17 protein-coding genes are annotated in these 24,377 nt (G+C 65.8%); 3 read left to right on the forward strand and 14 right to left on the reverse strand.

What is annotated here, in order from left to right; all coding sequences use genetic code 11:
- Nucleotides 1–440: 440 nt before the first annotated feature.
- From ACSQ3D_RS23390 to sbcB, 5 genes are all read right to left on the reverse strand, one after another.
- A complete protein-coding gene (locus ACSQ3D_RS23390) occupies nucleotides 441–1,205 on the reverse strand; it encodes a CPBP family intramembrane glutamic endopeptidase (protein ID WP_436128514.1) in 765 nt (254 codons plus the stop codon).
- A 22-nt stretch (nucleotides 1,206–1,227) separates the two neighbouring features.
- Entirely contained in the window at nucleotides 1,228–1,899 is a 672-nt protein-coding gene (locus ACSQ3D_RS23395; protein WP_156370496.1) for a permease, read from the reverse strand.
- A gap of 198 nt (nucleotides 1,900–2,097) precedes the next feature.
- Nucleotides 2,098–3,429, reverse strand: a complete 1,332-nt coding sequence (locus tag ACSQ3D_RS23400; RefSeq protein WP_436128515.1) for a protein kinase domain-containing protein — start codon at nucleotides 3,427–3,429, stop codon at nucleotides 2,098–2,100.
- Between the two features lie 52 nt (nucleotides 3,430–3,481).
- Nucleotides 3,482–4,729: a cystathionine gamma-synthase family protein gene (locus ACSQ3D_RS23405; RefSeq protein ID WP_436128516.1), complete on the reverse strand. Its 1,248-nt coding sequence runs from the start codon at nucleotides 4,727–4,729 to the stop codon at nucleotides 3,482–3,484.
- Nucleotides 4,730–4,876: 147 nt separating this feature from the next.
- Nucleotides 4,877–6,322 (reverse strand): exodeoxyribonuclease I, encoded by a 1,446-nt coding sequence (sbcB, locus tag ACSQ3D_RS23410; RefSeq protein ID WP_436128517.1) that lies wholly within the window; start codon nucleotides 6,320–6,322, stop codon nucleotides 4,877–4,879.
- 268 nt (nucleotides 6,323–6,590) lie between these two features.
- On the opposite strand from sbcB, the gene ACSQ3D_RS23415 reads away from it, so the two are divergent.
- Nucleotides 6,591–8,048 carry a lytic murein transglycosylase gene (locus ACSQ3D_RS23415; protein ID WP_436128518.1) on the forward strand — a complete coding sequence of 486 codons (1,458 nt, stop codon included), beginning with the start codon at nucleotides 6,591–6,593 and terminating at the stop codon, nucleotides 8,046–8,048.
- A gap of 51 nt (nucleotides 8,049–8,099) precedes the next feature.
- Here ACSQ3D_RS23415 and ACSQ3D_RS23420 read toward each other — a convergent pair whose 3' ends face one another.
- The 4 genes from ACSQ3D_RS23420 to dnaE form a co-directional block, all read right to left on the reverse strand.
- On the reverse strand, nucleotides 8,100–8,357 hold the full coding sequence (locus ACSQ3D_RS23420; protein WP_056419783.1) for a DUF2789 domain-containing protein: 258 nt from the start codon (nucleotides 8,355–8,357) through the stop codon (nucleotides 8,100–8,102).
- Between the two features lie 426 nt (nucleotides 8,358–8,783).
- Nucleotides 8,784–11,132 carry an ATP-dependent Clp protease ATP-binding subunit ClpA gene (gene clpA, locus ACSQ3D_RS23425; protein ID WP_436128519.1) on the reverse strand — a complete coding sequence of 783 codons (2,349 nt, stop codon included), beginning with the start codon at nucleotides 11,130–11,132 and terminating at the stop codon, nucleotides 8,784–8,786.
- A 57-nt stretch (nucleotides 11,133–11,189) separates the two neighbouring features.
- The gene (clpS, locus tag ACSQ3D_RS23430; RefSeq protein ID WP_056419941.1) at nucleotides 11,190–11,558 is read right to left on the reverse strand and encodes an ATP-dependent Clp protease adapter ClpS; all 369 of its coding nucleotides are present in this window, start codon (nucleotides 11,556–11,558) and stop codon (nucleotides 11,190–11,192) included.
- An 80-nt stretch (nucleotides 11,559–11,638) separates the two neighbouring features.
- Nucleotides 11,639–15,184: a DNA polymerase III subunit alpha gene (dnaE, locus tag ACSQ3D_RS23435; protein WP_436128520.1), complete on the reverse strand. Its 3,546-nt coding sequence runs from the start codon at nucleotides 15,182–15,184 to the stop codon at nucleotides 11,639–11,641.
- Between the two features lie 218 nt (nucleotides 15,185–15,402).
- On the opposite strand from dnaE, the gene ACSQ3D_RS23440 reads away from it, so the two are divergent.
- Entirely contained in the window at nucleotides 15,403–16,200 is a 798-nt protein-coding gene (locus ACSQ3D_RS23440; RefSeq protein WP_056419774.1) for an outer membrane protein assembly factor BamD, read from the forward strand.
- On the opposite strand, the gene ACSQ3D_RS23445 is transcribed toward ACSQ3D_RS23440, so the two are convergent.
- Entirely contained in the window at nucleotides 16,163–18,214 is a 2,052-nt protein-coding gene (locus ACSQ3D_RS23445) for an ATP-dependent DNA helicase (RefSeq protein ID WP_436128521.1), read from the reverse strand. The genes ACSQ3D_RS23440 and ACSQ3D_RS23445 overlap by 38 nt on opposite strands.
- Before the next feature lie 310 nt (nucleotides 18,215–18,524).
- Here ACSQ3D_RS23445 and ACSQ3D_RS23450 point away from each other — a divergent pair, with 310 nt between their 5' ends.
- Complete coding sequence (locus ACSQ3D_RS23450) at nucleotides 18,525–19,331, forward strand: PP2C family protein-serine/threonine phosphatase (protein ID WP_056419770.1); 807 nt, start codon at nucleotides 18,525–18,527, stop codon at nucleotides 19,329–19,331.
- Between the two features lie 178 nt (nucleotides 19,332–19,509).
- Here ACSQ3D_RS23450 and ACSQ3D_RS23455 read toward each other — a convergent pair whose 3' ends face one another.
- The 4 genes from ACSQ3D_RS23455 to odhB all read right to left on the reverse strand — a co-directional run bounded on the left by ACSQ3D_RS23455 (nucleotide 19,510) and on the right by odhB (nucleotide 24,371).
- On the reverse strand, nucleotides 19,510–20,226 hold the full coding sequence (locus tag ACSQ3D_RS23455; protein ID WP_436128522.1) for a hypothetical protein: 717 nt from the start codon (nucleotides 20,224–20,226) through the stop codon (nucleotides 19,510–19,512).
- Entirely contained in the window at nucleotides 20,223–21,320 is a 1,098-nt protein-coding gene (gene zapE / locus ACSQ3D_RS23460) for a cell division protein ZapE (RefSeq protein WP_056165510.1), read from the reverse strand. Before zapE ends, ACSQ3D_RS23455 begins: the two co-directional genes overlap by 4 nt.
- 84 nt (nucleotides 21,321–21,404) lie before the next feature.
- Nucleotides 21,405–22,832, reverse strand: coding sequence for a dihydrolipoyl dehydrogenase (lpdA, locus tag ACSQ3D_RS23465; RefSeq protein ID WP_436128523.1), 1,428 nt, complete (start codon nucleotides 22,830–22,832; stop codon nucleotides 21,405–21,407).
- Nucleotides 22,833–23,090: 258 nt separating this feature from the next.
- The gene (gene odhB, locus ACSQ3D_RS23470) at nucleotides 23,091–24,371 is read right to left on the reverse strand and encodes a 2-oxoglutarate dehydrogenase complex dihydrolipoyllysine-residue succinyltransferase (RefSeq protein WP_436128524.1); all 1,281 of its coding nucleotides are present in this window, start codon (nucleotides 24,369–24,371) and stop codon (nucleotides 23,091–23,093) included.
- Nucleotides 24,372–24,377 lie beyond the last annotated feature (6 nt).

Consider the following 24,377-nt stretch of genomic DNA (forward strand, 5'->3'; position numbering starts at 1 on the left):
GGCTGCGTTTTGCGCCTTGCACTCCATCCCGATCCGCAGCGCACACTTGGCAGCTCGATTCGTGCAGAGAATCCCTAGGGACCCTCTGCACGAATCATCGCGCCGTGTGCATCTGCGGTCTCGGGCGGCCTGCGGCGTTGCAAATACTCGCAATAGCTACGGCTATTGCTGCGTTTTGCGCCTTGCACTCCATCCCGATCCGCAGCGCACACTTGGCAGCTCGATTCGTGCAGAGAATCCCTAGCGAAGTTTTGAGGAAATACCTGCGGAACTTGCTGCAACATACACAGGTTTTTGGATACCGACTTCTTCTGAAAGACATGCGGATTCAACCGGGGTCGCGACGTCGCACCCCAAGGGCAGATGTCCAGGAAGCCACGACCAACCGCCCCGACTCCCCTGCAACGCCCTAGCTTTCTGCGTTGAGATACTTGCACCTGTCAGCTTGGATCGTACGTGTTGATGACCACCTCCGGCCTCTTGCGCAGAACCAGGACCAGTACCACGAATGCACTCAGATAGGTGGCTCCGAGAGCGGCGACTGCAGCGCCGGATTGAGTGGCATGCCCCAGGGCATGTGCCAGACTCGAGAAGTCCCACAAGGCGTGGAAGAGCATTGCGACCCAGAGGCTGCCAGTCAACCGGCGCAGCAGATAAAGCGCCGTGCCCGCGCAAAACGCCAGTACCACCTGCAGCAGCGCCGCCGCGCCAAGGCCAAAGAACGCGTTGCTGGCGTGCATGAGGCCGAAGAGCGCGCTTGACCAGAACCACACCCAGGCTTCCGATCCAAGGGCATGGCGCAGGCACACCAGCAAGATGCCACGATGGACCATCTCTTCGCAAAAACCCACGAGCAGCATCGCCCCGGCCAACACCAGGGCATGCTGCAGCCCCATCGATGCCCAGTCGGCACCTTGAATGTTCAGCGCAATGAAGGCGCACATGGGCAGCGCCAGCGCGAGCTGATACATGGGCGCGTGCATGCGGGGTTCGCGGGTGGTCTGTGGCCACCATTGCGCCAGCCCGTTGAAAATGCACAGCGCAAGCGCCGCCAGGCCCAACGGCAGGATGACACCCCGCAGCAGGTTTGCCGACGTACCCAGCGACGCATAGTCGATGCCAAAGAATGCCCATGCCGCAGCCACCCAGCCTGCATAGGCGAGGTAGATGCCCGGCCCGATAACCCAGTGAGGTTTGAGACGCACGATGGTGAGACCCTTTGCAAACTCAAAAGCTGGCGACCAAGGCCACCACGCCAAGCACGCACGCACCGGACCACACCAGGAGCCCGAAGCCGATGGCCAATGCAGCCAGCCAGCCGATGCCAAGCTTGACGCGGAACCAGGCGGCTTGAACGCCCAGCATCCACATGCACGCCAAAGCGAACGCAATCGCACCTACCGCTGCCGTGCTGCGCTCGTGCAATTGTGTGGCGATGAGGCCCATCGAGACAACCAACGCAAATGGCGAGGTCAGGTAGCACTGCGCGAAGAAAGGCTGGCGCAAAGTGGTGCGCGACGTGAGTTGCCCGCGCGCTCTCAGCAGCAGCACTGCGGCTGACAGCGGAATCAGACTGAAGAGCAGGCTGCGAAAAAGCAGCAGGTTCTGCGGAGAGTTGAGAATCTGGCGGGCAAGGGGGGCGGCATCCGCTGCTTGCGAGACATGCAATGCCGTGCCCACGGCATTGACCAACAGCAACGTGAGCAACAACAGCAAGGGCGGGCTCACCGCACTGTCATAGGCATCGGGCTTGTTCGCAGTCTCTTCCTGCTCGGCGTACTCCATGGCCTGGAGCGGCCTTGAGACGATTCGCAACAGCGTCTTGGGGTAGAAGAACAGCAGAGCTATCGCCTCGAAGACGAACTCCTCAAGACTTCGCAGCAACTTCATCAGATCCATGGTTTGCTTCGCCCCCAAAGCTTGCAACAACTCACATGCCCAAGTGACCGAGGGCGATGTCCCCATCTGGCCGATAGTAAGCGTTCAAAGACAAGGCGCAGATGGCAGATGGCAGATGGCAGAAACGCTGCCTGGCAGCCGTCCGCAGCGTCAGGCCCATGGACAGCAGCGCTGCGCACGACACCCCCGCCAGAACTATCACTCGTCGCCCGCCGCCCCCGGCGCCGCCACCAGCTCCCACTCCCCCAGTTGCTCGTTGGTGGCAATCAGCCGCCCCACCAGCAGCTTGATGAACGCCTTGTCAAACCGCGACTGCAGGTCTTCCGATGCGCCCTGCAGCGCGGGGTTGCGCACCTTGAGCACCAGCACCTCGGTCTCTGCCACGGCTGTGGCGGTGCGCATCTTGTCCTCGGGCCGCAGGTAGGTCATCTCGCCCAGGGTGACGCCGGGGCCCAGGGTGCTCAGGGTCCAGCCCTGGCGGCTGACGCTGACCTGGCCTTCGATGAGGATGCAAAACGAGTCGCCGGGCGTGTTCTCGCGCATGAGGACGGTGCCCTGCTCCAGCCGGCGCCAGTGGCCCAGGCGCATCAGCTCCCACAGCGCCACGTCGTGAAAGTCTGCAAAGAAAGGCAGCGCCCGCAGCCGCGCAAAGCGTTCGGCCTCGGTGTCCTGCGACTTCTGGCGGGGCAGGCCCTGGTGGGCGGCCAGCAGGGCCTGGGCAAAGTCCTGCCAGGTGGCAAAGCGGTCGGCCGGCTTCTTGGCCAGGGCGCGTAGCAGCACGTCGTCGACATGGCTGGGCAGCGAGGCGCGCAGCAAGCTGGGCGGGGTGGGCGCTTCGTTGCTGATCTTGTAGAGCGTGGCGAAGTCGGTGTCGCCGTCGAACGGGCGGCGGCCGGTGAGCAGCTCGTACACCACCACGGCCAGCGAGAACATGTCGCTGTGGTGGGTCAGGTCCTGCTCGCGCACCTGCTCGGGCGACATGTACGACGGCGAGCCCACCAGGCCCGACAGTTGGGTGGCATCGCTGCGCAGCGACAGGGCGGCGCCGAAGTCGGTGAGCTTGATGTCGCCGCCCTGCGCCAGCATGAGGTTGGCGGGCTTGATGTCCCGGTGCACCAGGCCTTCGCGGTAGGCGTATTCGAGCGCGTTGCAGCACTTGAAGGCGATGTCCAGCACCTGGGGCACGGGCAGCAGCGCGTCGGGCGTGGCGTAGGCCGACAGAGGCTGGCCGTCGACGTATTCGAGCACCAGGTACGGCGGCACGGCTTCTTCATCCGCGTCGAGCAGGCGCACGATGTTGGGGTGGCGCAGCCGGCCCGACAGCGCGGCCTCGTTGCGCAGCAGCTTGCGGTAGCGCTCGGCCTGCTCGGGTTGCTTCAGCAGATGCGCGTGGGTCTGCTTGATGGCCACCTTGCGGCCCCGAAAGCCGTCCAGCCCCAGGAACACGATGCCGCTGGCGCCCCGGCCCAGCTCGCGCTCGATACGGTACTTGCCGATGTTGGCGGGCGGTGCAGAGGTGGCGGTGGCCATGGTGTGGATGGGGCGGTGGGGGCAGCCGGGGTGGACTTCGCAGTAGGCCCGGTCAGAGCCCCGCCAGCGCCTGCTCGAAGTCCGCGAGCAGGTCCTCGACTTCCTCCAGACCTACCGACAAGCGGATCATGCTATCGGCAATGCCCATGGCGGCGCGCACCTGGGGGCCGGCCTCCCAGAAGATGGTGTGGGCGACCGGGATGACGAGCGTGCGCGTGTCCGCCAGGCCCGTGGCCTTGATGGGCAGCTGCAGGCGGTTGCACACGGGCAGGCAGTGGTCGGGGTTGCGCAGCTCGAACGACAGCAGCCACGAGCCGGCCTTGAGGTGCTTTTGCGCAAAAGCGTACTGGGGGTGCGAAGGCAGTCCAGGGTACAGCACGCGCGATACGGCGGGGTGCTGCTCCAGCCATTGGGCCAGCGCGAGCGCCGTGGCGCTGGTGCGGTCCATGCGCAGCGACAGGGTCTCTGCGCCCAGCGCGATCTGGTGCGCGGCGTGGGACGACAGCGTGCCGCCCATGTCGCGCAGGCCCTTCTTGCGCACCTGCTGCAGGCCCCAGCCCTTGGCGTCGCCCTTGCGGTAGGGGGCGAAGATGTTGGGGTATGTGCTCCAGTCGAACAGGCCGGTGTCGGTGACCGCGCCGCCCAGCGCCGCGCCCTGCCCGCCGATGCTTTTGGTGAGCGAGTTGAGCACCAGGCCCGCGCCCACCGTGGACGCACGGAACAGGTAGGGCGACGCCACGGTGTTGTCCACCACGTACAGCAGCCCGCGCTCGCGGCAGACGGTGCCGACACCTTCAAGATCAGGGATCTGCGTGCCGGGGTTGGCGATGGTCTCGACAAACACCATGCGGGTGTTGGGCCGCACCGCAGCCGCCACGTTGGCGGCGTCGGTCACGTCCACCAGGGTCACCTCGATGCCCAGGTCAGCCAGCGTGCCGAACACGCTGTTGGTATTGCCAAACACGAACTGGCTGGCCACGAGGTGGTCGCCCGCCTTCAGCAGCGTGAGAAAGATGGCGCAGATGCCCGCCATGCCCGTGGCGAACACGATGGTGCCCTGCCCTTTTTCCATCTGCGTGATCTTGGCCTCCAGCGCCGCCGTGGTGGGCGTGCCCTGCCGCGCGTAATTGAAGCCGCCCTTGGCGGTGCCCTGGAACACGGCGATCAGGTCCTCGACCTGGTCGTAGCCGTACTGCACCGAGGTGTGGATCGCCTTGTGAATGGCCCCATGCTCCGCGCCGCCCTGGCGGTCGGCGTGGAGGATCTCGGTCGTGAAATGGTGGTTCTGCGGTGTCGTCATACAAGTAAGCGGATTTCTGGGTCAGCTATCGTCACAAGCTCTGAAACTGGCGCGCCCTTAACGCCAGTGCACCCGTGGAACTGGCTTCGCCAGGCCACCGGGTGCGTCCCCCCTCAGGGGGGAAGGCGCGCAGCGCCTCAGGGGGGGCTACCGTTCAGGCGCGATGTGCTCCGCGTAATCGTACAGGGCCCCCAGGATGTCCTGCGTACGGTCGTCTTCAGCGGTCTCCGACAAGGTGTCGATTTCGGTGAACAGCTGCTCCACCGTGCGCGCCCCGCCCTGCCCGTCGAACAAGCAGGCTGCGCGGTGCGCCTCCCACTGCTGCGCTTCTTCAGGCGACAGCGTAGCGGGGAAGTTGCGCGCCCGGTAGCGCCACAGCAGCTCGGCCAGGCGCGGGTCGTCGAACGCGGCGCGGGAGCGGGCCAGCTTCTCGCCGCTCATGGTGCGCAGGTCGTTGAGCAGGCGGCGGTCGTTGTTGCCCACAAAACCGCCGTACAGGTCCTGGTCCACATCGGGCGTGGCCTCGGGCGGGCGGGCAAACACGGCCGGCCAGATGCCGCTCATGTCGGGCAGGCTGCGCGCCGCGTCGGCATGCTGCGCGGCCTGCTCCATGTCGATGCCCCAGCGCTGCGCCAGCGCGGGCGTGAGGGTGTTCACGTTGCCCACCACCATGGGCGACTTGTTGAGGTGGATGGTCTTGACCGGCAGGCGCGTGACGCCTTCGGGCAGCGCGTCGGCCTTGCTGAACATGCGCAGGCGGATCTCGTCGACACCCATGGTGGCCAGGGGTGTCGGGTCCTGGGACAGGTCCCAGGCGATGAGTTCGTTCTTGTTGGTGGGGTGGCTGGCCAGCGGCCACATCACGCCCAGGCAGCCCCGGTCCACCGGGAACATGCCCGAGACGTGCAGGAAAGGCCGCGCCGTGACGCTGGTGGCCGGCAGGCGCAGTTCCGTCGCCACGCGGTCCTTCTTGTGCAGCGACAGCGCAAAGTCGAAGAGCTTGGTGTTGTGCTGGCGGATGAGGCGCGCCAGCGCAATGGTGGCGCGCACGTCCGACAGGGCATCGTGCGCGGCCTCGTGCAGCAGGCCGTTGGCTTTGGAGAGGTGCTCCAGCTTGAAGCTGGGGGCGCCGTCTTCCTTTTTGGGCCAGGTGATGCCGTCGGGCCGCAGGGCATAGGTCATGCGGACAACGTCCAGCAGGTCCCAGCGGCCGCACTGGTTCTGCCACTCGCGGGCATACGGATCGATGAGGTTGCGCCAGAACATGAAGCGCGTGATCTCGTCGTCGAAGCGGATGGTGTTGTAGCCGACGCCGATGGTGCCGGGCTGCGCCAACTCGGCCTCGATGCGGGCGGCGAACTGGTGTTCGGGCACGCCCTGCTCCAGGCACTGCTGGGGCGTGATGCCGGTGATCAGGCACGACTGCGGGTCGGGCAGGTAGTCGTTGGCCGGCTGGCAGAAGATGTTCAGGGGCTCGCCGATCTCGTTGAGATCGGCATCGGTGCGGATGGCCGCGAACTGCGCGGGCCGGTCGCGCCGCGTGTTGGCGCCGAAGGTTTCGTAGTCGTGCCAGAGAAAGGTGTGTGAAGCCATGGACGGAGGACGAGGACGGTGGGCTTGTCGGTGACAGTGAAACTGAACGGGCGGCGGACGACGGGCCCGCCACGGTGCGCCAAATGTAACCCCATTTTGAAGCGATTTGGGCCCCTACCGCTTGCCGTTCAAGCGCTGGCAGCTATCAAAACCATAGTAAACCGCCTTTCTCATCCCGCCTGCCGACGCCATGCTGCTGACGCAGCGTCTTCACGCAGTGATACACCTGCAGTGCAGCAAACGCCCGGCAGGGGCGGGACAATGGCGCATGACCCGTAACACGCTTGTTTCCACCGACTCCACCCGCCGCCCCAAGGCAACGCCTGCAGCGCTCGTGACGCTGGCCACCGCGCTGGCTTTGGCAGGCTGCGCTGCCCCCGCCAATGGCAGCGGCCCTGCCCAGGCGTCCAACCGGGCCCCCGCCCCAGCCCCAGCCCCAGCGACCGCTGCCACACCCGCTGCCGCGGTCCCCAGCCCGCCGCAGCCCGGCGCCTCACCGCTTGCCCCGACGGCTGCCCAGGCTGCTGCCCCGGCCACGGGCTCGGACGCCGACCACATCGCAGGCTTCGCCGTGTGGAACAGCGCCTTTCAGTCGCAGGCCTTGCAGGCCGGCATCCGCCCCGACACGGTGCGCAATGTGCTGGCCACGGCACAGTGGCAACCCCGTGTGGTGGAGCTGGACCGCGCCCAGCCCGAGTTCACACGCACACCGTGGGCGTACCTCGACAGCGCGGTGTCGCCGCAGCGCGTGGCGCAGGGCCAGGCCAAGCTGGCCGAGCATTCCGCAGCGCTGCAGGCGGCGTCCGCACGCTACGGCGTGCCGGCGACGTTGATCACCGCCATCTGGGGCATGGAGAGCAACTACGGCAGCAACTTCGGCACCTTCCGCACCGTGGATGCGCTGGCCACGCTGGCCTACGAGGGGCGGCGCCGCGCCTGGGCGCAAAACGAGCTGCTGGCCGCCCTGCGCATCATCGACCAGGGCGACATCGCTGCCGACCGCATGATCGGATCGTGGGCGGGCGCCATGGGGCACACGCAATTCCTGCCCTCGGTGTTCTTGCGCCATGCCGTCGATGCCGATGGCGACGGCCACCGCGATATCTGGGGCAGCGTGCCGGACGTGGCTGCGTCCACCGCGGCATTCCTGGCCGGCGAAGGCTGGCGGCGCGGCGAGAGCTGGGGCACCGAAGTCCAGCTGCCCGCGGGTTTTGACCATGCACGCACGGAGCTCAGCGTGCGCCAGAGCGCGGCGCAGTGGGCCGCCGAAGGCGTGCAGACCATGGACGGGCGCCCATTGCCGGCACTGGAGGCTGCCTCCATCCTGGCACCGGCCGGTGCCCGGGGCCCAGCGTTTTTGGTGGGCCACAATTTCCGCACGCTGCTGCGCTACAACAACGCGGTGACGTACGCACTGGGCGTAGCCCAGCTGTCTCAGCAGATCGACGGCGGCGCGCCCATCATCGCCGCCTGGCCGCGTGACCTGCCCGCCCTCTCGCGGGACCAGGTGCTGGCGCTGCAAGTGGCACTCAACGAACGGGGGTTCGACACCGGAACGCCAGACGGCGTGCTGGGCCCGGCCACCCGGGCGGGACTGCGCCGCTATCAGCAAAGCGAAGGGCTGGTGGCGGACGGCTACGCCACCGCCGACCTGCTCGCGCGCCTGCGCGGCGCGGCGACCCCAGCAGCGCCAGGCACAGCGCCCACTGCCGCGCCCGCGCGATAACGCAAGGAAGGGCGCGGCGGCAGCACACCACCGCTGCGCCCTGCGGGCGCTTCAGAGCCCCGTGCTGCGCTTGACCGCGTCGGAGTGCAGCGATTCGCTGAACTGGTCCACGATCATCGCCCAGGGCGCATCGGCCTTGAGTTGCTCGACCAGGAACTGGCGCTGCGAATCGCTCCAGTACGGCGCATCGCCCAGCGCCACTTCTGTGGGGAGCTGATGGCCTTTGATGAAGTCGGCGATCCCCTGCTCGCTTTCATCCAGGCCCAGTTGCAGGAAGAGATTGGTCATGGTGGGTTCGGTGGTGATCATGGGCAGGGCTCCTTGTTGTGAATGACGAAACGATGCCAGCGCATGGTCCTTCGGGGGGCCGCTGCGCTGTGTGGAGTGAACATAGCAGCTTGCACGCGGTCTGAAAGGACGCGCAGACCTGCGGATGGCGGTTTCCTGCAAGTCGCGCCATTGCCGCAGGCGCACTGCACGAAAAGCCCGTCGTACAGTAGCGCCGGCCGCTGACAGACGCAGGCTTGCGCCCCAGCACAACACCCAAACACCGTGGCACCAGGACCACGAAGCACCAGCCCCAAGCAAAAAAGCCAACCATCGTGACGATGGCTGGCTTTTTGATGGCGTGGGTCGGGTGACCGCTCCAAGCACTGCAGACACTGCACCGGCTGCTCAACCCGGTGCCTAGCAGCTATGCCGGGTCAGGCGATGAAGCCAAGACCCGGTCGCCGATCAATCGGCAGTGGCCTCTTCCGGCTCGGCAGGCTCCGACTTGGCGGCACGCTCTTTCTTGGAGGCCGGCTGGATGTCCAGCAGCACCTCGGGGGTTTCCACACCCTTGTCGTCGGTCTTGATCTCGATGTCGACCGTCAGGCGGCCGCCGTCGGTGAGGCGGCCGAACAGCAGTTCGTCGGCCAGCGCGCGGCGGATGGTGTCCTGGATCAGGCGCTGCATCGGGCGGGCGCCCATCAGCGGATCGAAGCCCTTCTTGGCCAGGTGCTTGCGCAGCGTGTCGGTGAAGGTGACTTCCACCTTCTTCTCGGCCAGTTGCGTCTCCAGCTGCAGCAGGAACTTGTCCACCACGCGCAGGATGATCTGCTCGTCGAGCGCCTTGAAGTTGACGATGGCGTCCAGCCGGTTGCGGAACTCGGGCGTGAACAGGCGCTTGATGTCGCCCATTTCGTCGCCCGCCTGCCGCGGGTTGGTAAAGCCAATGGTCGCCTTGTTCATGGTCTCGGCGCCAGCGTTCGTGGTCATGATGATGAGCACGTTGCGGAAGTCGGCCTTGCGGCCGTTGTTGTCCGTCAGCGTGCCATGGTCCATGACCTGCAGCAGCACGTTGAAGATGTCCGGGTGTGCCTTCTCGATTTCGTCGAGCAGCAGCACCGCGTGCGGCTTCTTGGTGATGGCTTCGGTCAGCAGGCCACCCTGGTCGAACCCGACGTAGCCCGGAGGCGCGCCGATCAGGCGGCTCACGGCATGGCGCTCCATGTACTCCGACATGTCGAAGCGGATCAGCTCGATGCCCATGATGTAGGCCAGTTGCTTGGCCGCTTCGGTCTTGCCGACGCCCGTGGGGCCGCTGAACAGGAACGAGCCGATCGGCTTGTCGCCCTTGCCCAGGCCCGAGCGCGCCATCTTGACCGACGACGCCAGCACTTCGAGTGCCTTGTCCTGGCCAAACACCACGCTCTTCAAGTCGCGCTCCAGCGTCTGCAGCTTGCCGCGGTCGTCGTTGGAGACATTGGCCGGCGGAATGCGCGCGATCTTGGCCACGATCTCTTCGATCTCGGCCTTGCCGATGGTCTTCTTGCGCTTGCTGGGCACCATGATGCGCTGGGCAGCACCGGCTTCATCGATGACGTCGATCGCCTTGTCGGGCAGATGGCGGTCGTTGATGTACTTGGCGCTCAGCTCGGCCGCGGCCTGCAGGGCGGCCGCAGCGTACTTCACGCTGTGGTGCTCTTCGAAGCGCGACTTCAGGCCCTTCAGGATGTCGATGGTTTCCTGCACCGTGGGCTCGACCACGTCCACCTTCTGGAAACGGCGCGACAGCGCGGCGTCTTTTTCGAAGATGCCACGGTACTCCGTGAAGGTGGTCGCGCCGATGCACTTGAGCTGGCCGCTGGACAGCGCCGGCTTGAGCAGGTTGGATGCATCGAGGGTGCCGCCCGAGGCTGCGCCCGCACCGATCAGGGTGTGGATCTCGTCGATGAACAGGATCGCGTTGGGTTTGTCCTTGAGCGACTTGAGCACGCCCTTGAGGCGCTGCTCGAAATCACCGCGGTACTTGGTGCCCGCGAGCAGCGCGCCCATGTCGAGCGAATACACCACGGCCTCGGCCAGAATCTCCGGCACGTCGTTTTGCGTGATGCGCCAGGCCAGGCCCTCGGCGATGGCCGTCTTGCCCACGCCGGCTTCGCCCACCAGCAGCGGGTTGTTCTTGCGGCGGCGGCACAGGATCTGGATCGTGCGCTCGACTTCGTAGTGGCGGCCGATCAGCGGATCGATCTTGCCGTCCTTGGCTGCCTGGTTCAGGTTTTGGGTGAACTGCTCCAGCGGCGACGCCTTTTCGCTGCGCTCGCCGCCACTGCCCTCTTCGCCCTCGGCCTGGTTCTCGGCCTTGGCGGGTTCTGGCGGCTCGCCCTTCTTGATGCCGTGGGCGATGAAGTTCACCACGTCCAGGCGCGTCACGCCCTGCTGGTGCAGGTAGTACACGGCATGCGAATCCTTTTCGCCGAAGATGGCCACGAGCACGTTGGCACCGGTGACTTCCTTCTTGCCATTGCCCGTGGACTGCACGTGCATGATGGCGCGCTGGATCACACGCTGGAAGCCCAGGGTCGGCTGGGTGTCCACCTCGTCGGTGCCGGCGACCTGGGGCGTGTTGTCTTTGATAAAGTTCGACAGCGATGAACGCAGATCATCGATGTTGGCCGAACATGCGCGCAGCACCTCCGCTGCGCTGGGGTTATCGAGCAATGCAAGCAACAGATGCTCCACGGTGATGAACTCGTGGCGCTGCTGACGGGCCTCAACAAAGGCCATGTGCAAGCTGACTTCCAGTTCCTGGGCAATCATGTGAACTCCTTTGTGCTTGCGTGGAAGGGATAACTTTAGATCGGGACAAAAGACCTGTTATTCAACAGGCTCACTGACACATTGCAGTGGGTGGCCCGCCTTGAGGGCGGCGTCAAGCACTTGCTCCACCTTGGTGGCGGCCACGTCGCGGGAATACACCCCGCAAACGCCTTTGCCATCGAGATGGATCTTCAACATGATCTGGGTCGCTTGTTCACGGTCCTTGCTGAAGAATTCCTGCAAAACCACGATGACGAACTCCATGGGGGTGTAGTCGTCATTGAGCATGACCACCTGGTACATCTGCGGCGGCTGGGTCTTTTGCGTGCGTCTCTCGAGCACGACCGAACCGCCGTCATCCCGCGCTGGCCGTGTGACGGGCGGCGCGGTGGGGGGTGAAGGTGGTTGAGTTGCCATGAAAATCATTCTAGCCATCCGCGCGGCCTGCTGCCGCGAGAGAAATCTGGCGTTGATACTGTTTTTTTCAAGTCCATGCCGCTACACCCTCAGCCGTGGTCGTACACCACGGTCGCCGAACCGCTGCCCACCTGGGCCGTCCAGGCGGCCAGCGCGGCATCGGTGGGGTAGAAACGCGCGCTTTCACCCAGTTGCAGTTCCGCCACGGCGGCGACCCCCTCGGCGGCGCAGCGCACGCCCATGCGCACCTTGAGGCCGTGCACCAGCGGCTCGCCCTCGGTGAGTTCCTCGCGGCGCGGGGGGAACTCCCGCACCAGGCGGGGCACGTCCGGGCCCTTGTCGCCCACCTGCACGTGCAGATATTTGCCAAAACGGCAGCGCGCACCAGCCAGGTCCCACACCTGCTGCACCTTGACCCTGAGCCCGCCGCTGAAGTGGTCAAGCTGCAGCCGGCCCATCATGACCACGAACTCGTCTTCCTTGAGCTGGTTGCGGTAGGTGTTGAGCAGCGCCTCGTCGGCCGAGGCCTCGATGACCGCCGACTTGTCGTCGAGCTTGAACAACGCCAGCTTGCCGCGCTGTCCGTTGATGACGCGAAAGTCGCTGATGATTCCGGCGAGCACCTGGGACTCGCGGCTGTCGAGCAGCTCCTCGATGGACGTGCGAACGAAACGCCGCACCTCGGTGGCGACTTCGTCGAACAGGTGGCCCGACAGGTAGAAGCCCACGGCGGTTTTTTCGAGCGTGAGCCGCTCCTTGATGCCCCATGGCAATGCATCGACCAGCTCGGGCTCCTGCGTGCTGGAGCCGTGCGCGTCGTCGCCCATCATGTCGAACAGCCCGCCCTGGTTCACATTGGCCAGCGTGGCGGCGGCAAAGTCGAAGGCCCGGTCGATGGATGCGACCATCGCCGCGCGGTTCATGTTGATCGAGTCGAACGCGCCGGCCTTGATCAACGCCTCCACCGAGCGCTTGTTCATGCGAGCCTTGTCCACGCGCAGGCAAAAATCGAACAGGCTCTTGAAGGGACCTGTGGTGGAGCCGTTCGGGCCCTCGCCCCGCCCTTCGCGCGCTGCCACGATGGCCTCGATGGCCTGCTGGCCCGTGCCCTTCACGGCACCCAGGCCGTAGCGGATGATCTTGTCCGTCACGGGCTCGAAGCGGTACTTGCCGCGGTTCACGTCCGGCGGTTCGAAGGTGATGCCGAAATGCTTGACCGCATCCTCGAACAGCACCTTGAGCTTGTCGGTGTCGTCCATTTCCACCGTCATGTTGGCGCAGAAGAACTCGGCGGTGAAGTGCACCTTGAGCCAGCCGGTGTGGTACGCCAGCAGGGAATACGCGGCAGCGTGCGACTTGTTGAAGCCATAGCCCGCGAACTTCTCCATCAGGTCGAACACTTCGTCGGCCTTGGCCTGGTCGATGCCGTGGGTGGCCAGGGCGCCAGCGCGAAACTTTTCGCGGTGTTCGGCCATTTCTTCGGCCTTCTTCTTGCCCATGGCCCGGCGCAGCAGGTCGGCGCCGCCCAGGCTGTAGCCGCCCAGGATCTGCGCGGTCTGCATCACCTGCTCCTGGTAGACCATGATGCCGTAGGTCTCGCTGAGCATGTCGGCCACGGCGGGGTGCGGATACTCCACCACCTCCTTGCCGTGCTTTCGGTTCACGAAACTGGGGATCAGGTCCATGGGACCGGGGCGGTACAGCGCGTTCAGCGCGATCAGATCTTCCAGGCGGCTGGGCCGCGCCTCTTTCAGCATGCCCTGCATGCCGCGGCTTTCAAACTGGAACACGGCCTCGGTCTTGCCTTCGGAGAACAGCCGGTAGGTCGGTCCGTCGTCCAATGGAATGTTCTCGTACGCAAAGTTCTCCTGGCCCTTGTGGCGCTTCATGATGAACTCGCGCGCGATCTCCAGGATGGTGAGCGTGGCCAGGCCCAGAAAGTCGAACTTCACCAGGCCGATGGCCTCCACGTCGTCCTTGTCGTACTGGCTCACGGCCGACTCGCTGCCGGGCTGCTGGTACAGCGGGCAGAAATCGGTGAGCTTGCCCGGCGCGATCAGCACGCCCCCGGCATGCATGCCGATGTTGCGGGTCATGCCCTCGAGCTTTTGCGCCATCTCGATGATGGTCTTGACGTCTTCTTCCTTGCGCAGGCGCTCGTAGAGCATGGGCTCGAGTTCCAGCGCGTAGTTGTTCTTGTCGCCCTCTTTCTTCACCTCGGGCGGGTACGCCAGGGTGTAGGACATGCCGGGCTTGCCGGGCACGAGTTTGGAGATGCCGTCGCAGAACATGTAGCTCATGTCCATCACGCGGCCCACGTCGCGGATGGCCGCCTTGGCCGCCATGGTGCCGAAGGTGGCGATCTGGCTCACGGCGTTCTTGCCGTACTTGTCCTTCACGTAGTCGATCACGCGGTCGCGGTTGGACTGGCAAAAGTCGATGTCGAAGTCGGGCATGGACACCCGCTCCGGGTTCAGGAACCGCTCGAACAGCAGGTTGTACTCCAGCGGGTCGAGGTCGGTGATCTTGAGCGCATACGCGACCAGCGATCCCGCACCCGACCCCCGGCCCGGCCCCACCGGGCAGCCGTTGGTCTTGGCCCACTGGATGAAGTCCCCCACGATGAGGAAGTAGCCCGGAAAGCCCATCTTGAGGATGGTGCCCAGCTCGAACTCCAGGCGCTCCACATAACGTGGGCGCTCTTTGTCGCGCTTGGCCTCGTCGGGAAAGAGGTGCTTCAAGCGCGCTTCCAGCCCCTCGAACGACGCAAACCGGAAGTACTCGTCGGCCGGCATGCCGTTGGGCGTCGGAAAATCGGGCAATTGCGGCTTGCCCAGCACCAGCGTCAGGTTGCAGCGCTTGGCCACTTCCAGGGTGTTGGTGATGGCCGTGGGCACGTCGGCGAACAGGGCCTGCATCTCGGCGCTGGTCTTGAAATACTGCTCGCGCGTGAACTTGCGCACCCGGCGCTGGTTGGCCAGGATCTCGCCTTCGGCGATGCAGATGCGCGCTTCATGGGCCTCGTAGTCGTCGGCCGTCGCGAACTGGACCGGGTGCGTGGCCACCACGGGCAGGCTCAGGCGCGCGGCCAGTTGCACGGCCGCGATCACATGGGCTTCGTCGTCCGCACGGCCGGCCCGCTGGATCTCCATGTAAAAGCGGTGAGGAAATATGCCCGCCAATTCCAGCGCTGCGTTGGCGGCCCCGGCGTCGTCCCCTTTCATCAGCGCCTGGCCCACCGGCCCGGCCTGCGCCCCGGCCAGTGCAATCAGGCCCTCGCCCAGTTCGCGCAGCCAGGCCCACGTGCACACAGGCACGTTCTTGACGATGTTGCGCGTCCAGGCACGGGCCAGCAGTTCGCACAGATTCAGGTAGCCCTGCTTGTTCTGCACCAGCAGCACGATGCGCGCCGGAGGGCCGGACTCGGCGGCGACATTGACTTCGGCACCGATCAGCGGCTTGACGCCCTTGCCCCGCGCCTCCTTGTAGAACTTGATGGCACCGAAAAGGTTGTTGAGGTCGGTGATGGCCAGGGCGGGCTGGCCGTCCTTGGCGGCAGCCTTGGCCACCTCATCGATTCGGTTGGTACCGTCAACGACGGAAAACTCGGTGTGCAGGCGCAGGTGAACAAACATAGAGGGCCATTGTAAAAAGCCCAGCGCCCCGCGCCGCACAAAACTCGCGATACCCACCCCATCAGGGGCAGTGCTGCGGCCGGTACAATGCCCTTTTGCCTCCCGGGCCCCAGGCCGGATCGAGACCGGCTGGCACAGGGCAGCCCTCGCCGCGACCGCGGCCAGCGCTCTGGCCAGCCAGGCACACTCTGTTTCTTTTTTGCTGAAAGCCTCTTTCGATGCTGCGTGCTCCACTGCCCCTTGTCTCCGCCTTGCTGGTCGCTGGTCTGCTGGCAGCCTGCTCCACCACCACCGACGACAAGACGGCCGGCTGGAGCCCCAACCGCATCCATTCGGAAGCCAAGGACGAAATGAACAGCGGCGCCTACGACAAGGCGATCCCGCTGCTCGAAAAGCTCGAAGGCCGCGCCGCCGGCACGCCGCTGGCGCAACAGGCCCAGCTGGACAAGGCCTACGCGCACTTCAAGGCCGGCGAAAAGGCCCAGGCCATCGCCACGCTGGACCGCTTCATGAAGCTGCACCCCGCCAGCCCGGCCCTCGACTACGCCCTGTACCTGAAGGGCCTGGTCAACTTCAACGACAACCTGGGGCTGTTCTCGTTCATCTCCCGCCAGGACCTGTCCGAGCGTGACCAGAAGGCCGCCAAAGATTCGTTCGAGTCGTTCAGCGAGCTGGCCACGCGGTTTCCGGATTCGCGCTACGCGCAGGACGCCCGCCAGCGCATGACGTACATCGTGAATTCGTTGGCGCAGTACGAAGTGCACGTGGCCCGCTACTACTTCCAGCGCGGCGCCTATGTGGCGGCGATCAGCCGCGCACAGGTGGCGCTGGCCGACTACCAGGGCGTGCCAGCCCTCGAAGAAGCCCTGTACATCCTGATCCAGTCGTATGACGCGCTGGGTATGACCCAACTGCGCGACGATGCACGCCGCGTGATGGACAGCTCCTACCCCCAGAGCGCCTACCTGCGTGGCGACGTCAAGGGCAAGTCGGATCCGTGGTGGAAGGTCTGGTAAGCGCCTCCAGCGCTTCGTTGAATTCCTGATCCGATTCCAGCCGCCGCATGGGCGGCAGCGCGGCCAGCAGGCGCTTGCCGTAGCCCATGGTGACCAAGCGGGTGTCGCCCACCACCAGGATGCCCCGATCGGTCTCCCGCCGGATCAGCCGGCCCGCGCCCTGCTTCAGGGCCACCGCAGCCTCTGGCAATGCGTAGGCCTTGAACGCCTTGCCGCCTGATTTTTCGATGCGCTGCGTGCGCGCCTCGACCAGCGGGTCGCCAGGTGGCGGAAACGGCAGCTTGTCGATGACCACCAGTTGCAGCGCATCGCCGGGCACGTCGAACCCCTCCCAGAACGTGGCAGACGCCACCAGGATGCAGCCAGGCTGGCCGTGGTCCGATCCCTCACGGAAGCGCTCCATCAAGCGCCGCTTGGGCCCGTTGCCTTGCACCAGCACCTCCAGCGCCCCGGTGGCACCCCACCGCGCGGTCAGTGCATCGCCAATGGTGCGCAGCGCCCTGAGCGTGGTGGTGAGCACCAGGGTGCGCCCGCCCAATACCGCCGCTACGTCGCCCACCCAGCGTGCCAAGGCGCCACTGTGGGCCGGGTCCGCCGGCGCTGGCAGGTGCCGCGGCACATACAGCGCCGCCTGCACCGCGTAGTCGAACGGGCTCGCGACCCGCAGGATGGTCGCGTCCTGCAGGCCGGCCCGCTCCGTGAACCAGGTGAGTTGGTCGTCGTCGCCGAGCGTGGCGGACGTGAAGATCCACGCCCTGCCCGGGCCCGCTTCTGCGGCCGGTACCGGCCATCCATCAGGGTCCGATTCATCCTTAGGAGCCGCCAGCAACCGCGTGCGCATGGCCTCGGCAATGTCCAGTGGTGATTCGATCAGCCGCAACTGGCCGCCCGTGTCGACCCAGCGCACGGCGTCGGGCTGCGGGGGGCCGGCAAACCGGGCCAGGCGCGCCAGCAACTCAGAACCCCGTTCGTACAGGCGCACAAAATCCGGGGCCATCTCGCTCACGGTGTCCAGGGCTTCCTGCGCGTCGGCGCACGCCTGGCCCACGCGGTGCAGCGCGGCGCTCCAGTCAGCCTCGCGCACACCCTCGGGCGCCTCATCGGTCCAGCGCAGCCGGGAGGGCCCGCGGGAGTCGCCCGCCACCAGGACCAGATCCCGCACGGCCTGGTCGACGCCAGCGGCTAGGCCCTGCCAGTCGGCCAACCCGCGGGCGTGTTGCAGGCCCGCTGCCAGCAGGTCCCGGCCGAAGTCCATCAGCTGTCCGGTAGACAGCTGCAGCCCCAGAAACTGCACACCCGTTTCGTTGATCTGGTGCGCCTCGTCGAAGACCACCACACGCACTGATGGCAGCAGCTCTGCCATTCCGGACTCTCGCACCGCCACGTCCGCAAAGAACAAATGGTGGTTGATGACCACGATGTCCGCAGCCAGGGCCTCGCGGCGGGCCAGGTGCACGTGGCATTCCCGAAACCGCGGGCACTGCGAGCCGAGGCAGTTCTCGCGCGTGGAGGTGACGAGCGGGATCACCGGCGAACGGTCGTCCAGGCCCGTCAACTCGGACAGGTCGCCCGAGCGCGTGCTGCGGGACCACTCCTCGACCTTGGCCAGCACGCGGGCCACGCCGCGCTCCTGCCCCAGCACATCGTGGCGGGCGCGCTCCATCCGGTACAGGCACAAGTAGCTGGCACGGCCTTTGAGCAGCGCCATGCGCACAGGCAGCCCGAGCGTCTGGGCCAGCAGCGGAAGGTCGCGCGCAAACAACTGGTCCTGCAGCGCCTTGGTAGCGGTGGACAGCAACACGCGCTCGCCACTGAGCAGCGCGGGCACGAGGTACGCAAAGGTCTTGCCCACGCCAGTGCCGGCCTCCACCACGAGGGCACCGCCCTCCTCCATCGTCTTGGCCACAGCAGCTGCCATGCGGGTCTGGCCCTCGCGCGGCTGGAAATGCGGGTCTGCCCGCGCCAGCACCCCGAGCGGCGCGAACACCTCTTGCACCATATCGGCCAGGGCCATCAGCCGGGCACTCTCAGGTCACCGCTCGCAAGACGCGGCCACACGCGCGCGCGGGCGTGGCCGCACCGGTCGACGCCGTGCAGCGGCGGGCGGTGGTGGGGAATGAAAGCAAGCGCTTGGGCCGGTGCGTGCAGGGCGACGCGGCGGGCACACACCGGAGGGCCAGCGAGCCACCGGCGGGACGTGAAAAATGGAGGATTCAAGGCAAAGCAGCCATCACTTGGCAAAAATGCCACAGGCGGGCAGATAATAAGCCTTTGGCCCCCGCTCTGCGGAGGCCGCTACGGCACGCGCCCACACAATCCACAGCATGACCAAAGCCTTTCGCCTCATCGCGTCCACCGGCATCCACAAGGGCGACCGGGAGTACCAGCAAGACCAGGTGGCCCTGATTTCGCATGAGCGGCACAACGGCTGCGTGCTGGGCGTCATTGCCGACGGCATGGGCGGCCGCAGCGGCGGGCGCAAGGCGTCCGACCAGGTCATGATGACGGCGCGCCAGCTGTTCGAGCGCTATTCACCCGACACGGACGACCCGGTGACCATGCTCAAGAGCATGGTGGAAGAAGCCCATATCGTCATTCGCCTCACGGCCATCTCCGCCGAGCAGGAACCCCACAGCACCATTGCGGCCTTCCTCATCAACCCCCGCGGCGATTGCCACTGGGTGCATGCAGGCGATTCGCGCATCTACCACTTCCAGGGGGCGCGCATGGTGTTTCGCACCAGCGACCATTCGTACGTGCAGGCGCTCGTGGACCGGGGTGAACTGACCGAGGCGGAAGCCAACAACCATCCCCATTCGAACATCCTGGTGGGCTGCCTGGGCACTGAAAGCGACCCGCCCATCACCACCCACGTGATCCCCCAACTGCAGCCCGGCGATGTGCTGATGGCCTGCAGCGATGGCGTGTGGCACTATTTCTCGCCGACGGAGCTCGGGTCCGTGGTCGATTCCCTCTCGCCCCGCGAGGCCACGGAATTTCTGATCGAAAAAGCCCGCTCCCGGGCCCGCGGCGGCGGCGACAACCTGTCGCTGGTCATCGTCAAGATGGAGGCGCTGGTGGAAGAAAAGAAGGTGCCTCGCCTGACCCCTGTGGAGGCAGGCCGGCCCTGAGCGGGCATGGTGGTCTGAGCTCTGGTTCCACCCAGTTCGGAGCGAAATGGCGAGGGCCATTTTTGCCTCAGCTTCGCCGTCGACTCTCGCAGGATTTGCTTCAGATGCGCGGCCAGTCCCTTCACGGGAGGCCGCAGAGCCAGCCTGCAAATCCAGGCCTGCCCGCGGCCCGAGCGGCCTACTGAGCCGCCGACGCAGGTGGCAGCGGCGCAGCGGGCTTGCGCCCCTGGGCTGCCGCGTCGGCCTGGGCCTTCTCCACGCGGGCACGGCGCTCCTCAGCGGCCTTGAGCGCTTCGGCGTGCTTGGCGCGGGCCTGCGCTGCACGTTCGGCGTTCTCTGCGGCCCGGCTCTTTTGCTCTTCGGTGTGCTTTTGCAGATTGCTGCGCTGCTGCTGCGCCCGCAACTCTGCCTCGTGGTCCCGCTGCGCCTTGGTGGCCTGCGGGTCGGCCGCGGGCTTATTGCGCAGCACGGCGTCAGGGCCGGCGCCTGCCGGCGTGTTGGCGGGCATGGGGCGCTGTTTCTCTTCGATGGACTTGCGGCGATCGGCCGCCTTTTCCTTGCGCTCGGCATCGTTGAGCTCGATCTCCTGCGCCCGCAGGCGGGTCTCGGCATCGCGCACCCGTGCGCGAACGATTTTCAGGCAGTCCTCTGCCGCAAAGAGTTGGTAGCAGGCAGCCTCGTCCTTCGTGCGCTGGGCCTTCACCGCCTCGCGTTCATGGCGGATGCGGTCATGCTCGGCCTTGCGGTGGGCCGCAGACGCTGCGCGGGCACTGGTGGTGGCGTCGTTGGGACCAGAGGCAGAAGCTGCAGCTGCCGGGGCAGATTGCGCCAGCGCGATCGCGCCAGGCGTGCAAGCCAGCAGCGCTGCGAGGGAGAGGGCCAGATACTTCATCATGTCAGCCCAGTGTCCACGTTGCGGCGCTCCAGCGCCAGGAATTCCTTGGACTGCATTTCGTTGAGCCGCGACACCGTGCGCGGAAACTCGTGCGCCAAGGGCCCTTCGGTGTACAGCTGCTCGGGCGGCACGGCGGCCGACAGGATGAGCTTGACACGGCGGTCGTACAGCACGTCGACCAGCCAGGTGAAGCGCCGCGCAGGCGACGCCATGCTCACCGGCATGTACGGCACGTCGGAGAGCAGCACCGTATGGAACTGCGTGGCGATCTCCAGGTAGTCGTTCTGCGACCTCGGGCCGCCGCACAGCGTCTTGAAATCGAACCAGACCACCCCGCCCGCCTTGCGCCGGGCGCGGATCTCCCGCTGTTCGATGTGCAGCAGCGGGTCTTCGTCGTGCACTTCGGCCAGCTTGTCGAACGCCTCGCCCATTTCGGCATCGGCCTCGGGCCCGAGGGGCGTGTGGTAGAGCCTGACCTGCTCCATGGTGCGGCGGCGGTAGTCGGTGCCATTGTCGACGTTGACCACTTCCAGCCGCTCGTTGAGCAGCGCAATCGCCGGCAGGATGCGGTCGCGGTGCAGGCCGCCCGGGTACAGCTCGTCGGGCATGAAGTTGGAGGTGGTGACGAACCCCACCCCGTTGTCGAACAGCGATACCAGCAGCCGGTGCAGGATCATCGCGTCCGTGATGTCCGCCACATGGAACTCATCGAAGCAGATGAGCTTGTAGCGCTTGGCAATGCGCTCGCCCAGCACATCGAGCGGGTTCACCGTGCCCTGCAGCCCCACCAGCTCGCGGTGCACTTCGCGCATGAACTCGTGGAAATGCAGCCGCACCTTGCGCTTCAAGGGCACGGCGTTGAAGAAGCACTCCATGAGGAAGCTCTTGCCCCGCCCCACCCCGCCGTACATGTACACGCCGCGCGGAATGTCCGGCCGGTTGATGAGCTTCTTGAGCGCATTGGAACGCCGCTCCTTGTACTGCGCCCACTCGTCGGCGCAGCGCTGCAGCGCATCCACGGCCCGCAACTGCGCGGGGTCGCTTTGGTAGCCTTTGGAGGCCAGTTCGGCCAGATAAGCCTGTTTGACAGTCACGGGATGGGCACCACTCTGATACTATGAATTTGATAGCGCCTACCGCTTTCCTGGCAAGCGGTAGGGCCGTTTTTTATTCAAATATCAGAAGTTGAGGGTGCGCTTGTCCACGGCCAGCGCCGCTTCCTTGGTGGCTTCGCTCAAGCTGGGGTGCGCGTGGCAGATGCGTGCGATGTCTTCGCTGCTGGCCTTGAACTCCATGGCCACCACAGCTTCGGAGATCAGCTCGCTCGCCTGTGGGCCCACGATGTGCACGCCCAGGATTTCATCGGTGTCGGCATCCGCCAGCATCTTGACCATACCGGTCGTGTCGCCCAGCGCACGTGCGCGGCCGTTGGCCAGGAACGGGAAGGTGCCGGCCTTGTACTTGACGCCGTCGGCCTTGAGCTGCTGCTCGGTGCGGCCCACCCAGGCGATCTCGGGGCTGGTGTAGATGACCCAGGGCACGGTGTTGAAGTTCACGTGGCCATGCTGGCCGGCAATGCGTTCGGCCACGGCAACGCCTTCTTCCTCGGCCTTGTGCGCCAGCATCGGGCCACGCACCACGTCGCCTACCGCCCACACGCCGGGCAGGTTGGTCTTGCAGTCGGCATCGACCACGATCGCACCGCGCTCGTCCAGGGCCAGGCCCACGGCTTCGGTGTTCAGGCCGATGGTGTTGGGCACGCGGCCGATGGAGACGATGAGCTTGTCCACCTCCAGCGCCTGGGCTTCGCCCTTGGCATTGGTGTAGGCGATGGAGACGCCCTTCTTGCCGGTCTTGATCTCGCCGACCTTCACGCCCAGCTCGATCTTCAGGCCCTGCTTGTCGAAAGCCTTCTTGGCCTCCTTGGCGATCTGCTCGTCGACCGCACCCAGGAACGTGGGCAGGCCTTCGAGGATGGTGACTTCGGCACCCAGGCGACGCCACACCGAGCCCATTTCCAGGCCGATCACGCCCGAGCCGATGAGGCCGAGCTTCTTGGGCACGGCGCCCACGCGCAGCGCGCCGTCGTTGGACAGCACGAATTCTTCATCGAACGGCGTGCCGGGCAGCGCACGGGCGTTGGAGCCGGTGGCGATGATGATCTGCTTGCCGGTGATGGACTCTTCGGCGGCGCCTGCCACCTTGATCTCGTAGCCGCCTTCGGCAGCCTTCACAAAGGAACCACGGCCATGGAAGAAGCTGACCTTGTTCTTCTTGAACAGGTACAGGATGCCGTCGTTGTTCTGCTTCACGACGGCGTCCTTGCGGGCGATCATCTTGGCCACGTCCATCTTGACGTCGCTGGCCGTGATGCCGTGCTCGGCAAAGTGCTTGTTGGCGTGCTCGAAATGTTCGGACGACTGCAGCAGCGCCTTGGACGGAATGCAGCCCACGTTGGTGCAGGTGCCGCCCGGTGCAGGGCCGCCCTTTTCGTTCTTCCACTCGTCGATACAGGCCACATTGAAGCCCAGCTGGGCAGCGCGGATGGCGGCGATGTAGCCGCCGGGGCCGCCACCGATGACGATCACGTCGAATTGTTTGCTCATGTCGGTCTCACTCAATCAATCGTTCATTGGAAAAAAACCCACCGGCGGAATTGGCATGAGCCAGCCGCACGAGTGGGTCCGTAAGATGCATCTCAAAGGGCGCTATGCGCCACTCCCAGCGGCCTGTGAGACGCGCGGTGCCCTGCCAGCGACCGCCGCGCAAGGGCCGCCCCGCCGCGCTGGCGGTGTCCCCATTCCCGAATTGCGCAGCAATTCGAGAGAAGGGGGAAGGCGCGAAGCGACTCAGGGGGTTGCATCTCAAATATCGAACAGCAGGCGCGATGGATCTTCCAGCGCGTCCTTCATCGCCACCAGGCCCAGCACGGCTTCGCGGCCGTCGATGATGCGGTGGTCATAAGACATGGCCAGATAGTTCATCGGGCGCACCACGACCTGGCCGTTCTCGACCATGGCGCGATCCTTGGTGGCGTGCACGCCCAGGATGGCCGATTGGGGTGGATTGATGATGGGGGTGGACATCATCGAGCCGAAGGTGCCGCCGTTGGAGATGGAGAACGTGCCACCGGTCATCTCTTCGATGCCCAGCTTGCCTTCGGCCGCCTTCTTGCCGAACTCGGCGATCTTCTTTTCGATGTCGGCGAAGCTCATCTGGTCTGCATTGCGCAGGATGGGCACCACCAGGCCGCGGGGCGAGCCCACGGCAATACCGATGTCGAAGTAGCCGTGGTAGACGATGTCGTTGCCGTCCACCGACGCATTCAGCACGGGGTACTTCTTGAGGGCGTGCACGGCGGCCTTCACGAAGAAGGACATGAAGCCCAGCTTGGTGCCGTGCTCCTTGGTGAAGGAGTCCTGGAACTTCTTGCGCAGGTCCATCACAGGGGCCATGTTCACTTCATTGAACGTGGTCAGGATCGCGTTGGTCGACTGCGACTGCAGCAGACGCTCGGCCACGCGGGCGCGCAGGCGGCTCATGGGCACGCGCTGCTCGGGACGGCCGCTCAGGTCTTCCTTGGCAGCAGGGGCCGACACCTGGGGCAGCGCCTTGGTGGGTACGCCCGTCGGGATCGTGCTGGGGGCTGCGACCGCAGCCTTGGCGGTACCGCCAGCACCACCAGCGACGGCGCCGAGCACGTCACCCTTGGTCACGCGGCCATCCTTGCCCGTACCGGCCACAGCCGATGCGGACAGGTTGTTCTCGGCCAGCAGCTTGGCAGCGGCAGGCATGGCGACGTCACCCTTGGAACCGCCAGCAGCAGGTGCAGGAGCCGCAGCGGCGGGTGCCGGTGCAGCAGCAGCGGCAGGGGCCGCCGCAGGAGCCGCAGCGCCTGCCTTGCCTTCGGTGTCGATCTTGGCGATGAGCTGGTCGGCCACCACGGTGGCGCCATCGCCCTGGATGATTTCAGCCAGCACGCCAGCGGATGGCGCGGGCACTTCGAGCACGACCTTGTCGGTTTCGATCTCGATGAGGATTTCGTCCACGGCCACGGCTTCACCGGCCTTCTTCTTCCAGGTCAGCATGGTGGCTTCTGCCACGGATTCGGACAGCTGGGGGACTTTGACTTCTACGATAGCCATTTTGAA

This window comes from Acidovorax sp. LjRoot117 (assembly GCF_964252695.1).
GTDB lineage: Bacteria > Pseudomonadota > Gammaproteobacteria > Burkholderiales > Burkholderiaceae_C > Acidovorax.

Bases quoted from the DNA above. Each gene is read 5' to 3' on its own strand.
- ACSQ3D_RS23395 (WP_156370496.1), bottom strand. From the start codon at position 1,899: ATGGATCTGATGAAGTTGCTGCGAAGTCTTGAGGAGTTCGTCTTCGAG.
- ACSQ3D_RS23400 (WP_436128515.1), bottom strand. From the start codon at position 3,429: ATGGCCACCGCCACCTCTGCACCGCCCGCCAACATCGGCAAGTACCGT.
- ACSQ3D_RS23405 (WP_436128516.1), bottom strand. From the start codon at position 4,729: ATGACGACACCGCAGAACCACCATTTCACGACCGAGATCCTCCACGCC.
- sbcB (WP_436128517.1), bottom strand. From the start codon at position 6,322: ATGGCTTCACACACCTTTCTCTGGCACGACTACGAAACCTTCGGCGCC.
- ACSQ3D_RS23415 (WP_436128518.1), top strand. From the start codon at position 6,591: ATGACCCGTAACACGCTTGTTTCCACCGACTCCACCCGCCGCCCCAAG.
- ACSQ3D_RS23420 (WP_056419783.1), bottom strand. From the start codon at position 8,357: ATGATCACCACCGAACCCACCATGACCAATCTCTTCCTGCAACTGGGC.
- clpA (WP_436128519.1), bottom strand. From the start codon at position 11,132: ATGATTGCCCAGGAACTGGAAGTCAGCTTGCACATGGCCTTTGTTGAG.
- clpS (WP_056419941.1), bottom strand. From the start codon at position 11,558: ATGATTTTCATGGCAACTCAACCACCTTCACCCCCCACCGCGCCGCCC.
- dnaE (WP_436128520.1), bottom strand. From the start codon at position 15,184: ATGTTTGTTCACCTGCGCCTGCACACCGAGTTTTCCGTCGTTGACGGT.
- ACSQ3D_RS23440 (WP_056419774.1), top strand. From the start codon at position 15,403: ATGCTGCGTGCTCCACTGCCCCTTGTCTCCGCCTTGCTGGTCGCTGGT.
- ACSQ3D_RS23445 (WP_436128521.1), bottom strand. From the start codon at position 18,214: ATGGCCCTGGCCGATATGGTGCAAGAGGTGTTCGCGCCGCTCGGGGTG.
- ACSQ3D_RS23450 (WP_056419770.1), top strand. From the start codon at position 18,525: ATGACCAAAGCCTTTCGCCTCATCGCGTCCACCGGCATCCACAAGGGC.
- ACSQ3D_RS23455 (WP_436128522.1), bottom strand. From the start codon at position 20,226: ATGATGAAGTATCTGGCCCTCTCCCTCGCAGCGCTGCTGGCTTGCACG.
- lpdA (WP_436128523.1), bottom strand. From the start codon at position 22,832: ATGAGCAAACAATTCGACGTGATCGTCATCGGTGGCGGCCCCGGCGGC.
- odhB (WP_436128524.1), bottom strand. From the start codon at position 24,371: ATGGCTATCGTAGAAGTCAAAGTCCCCCAGCTGTCCGAATCCGTGGCA.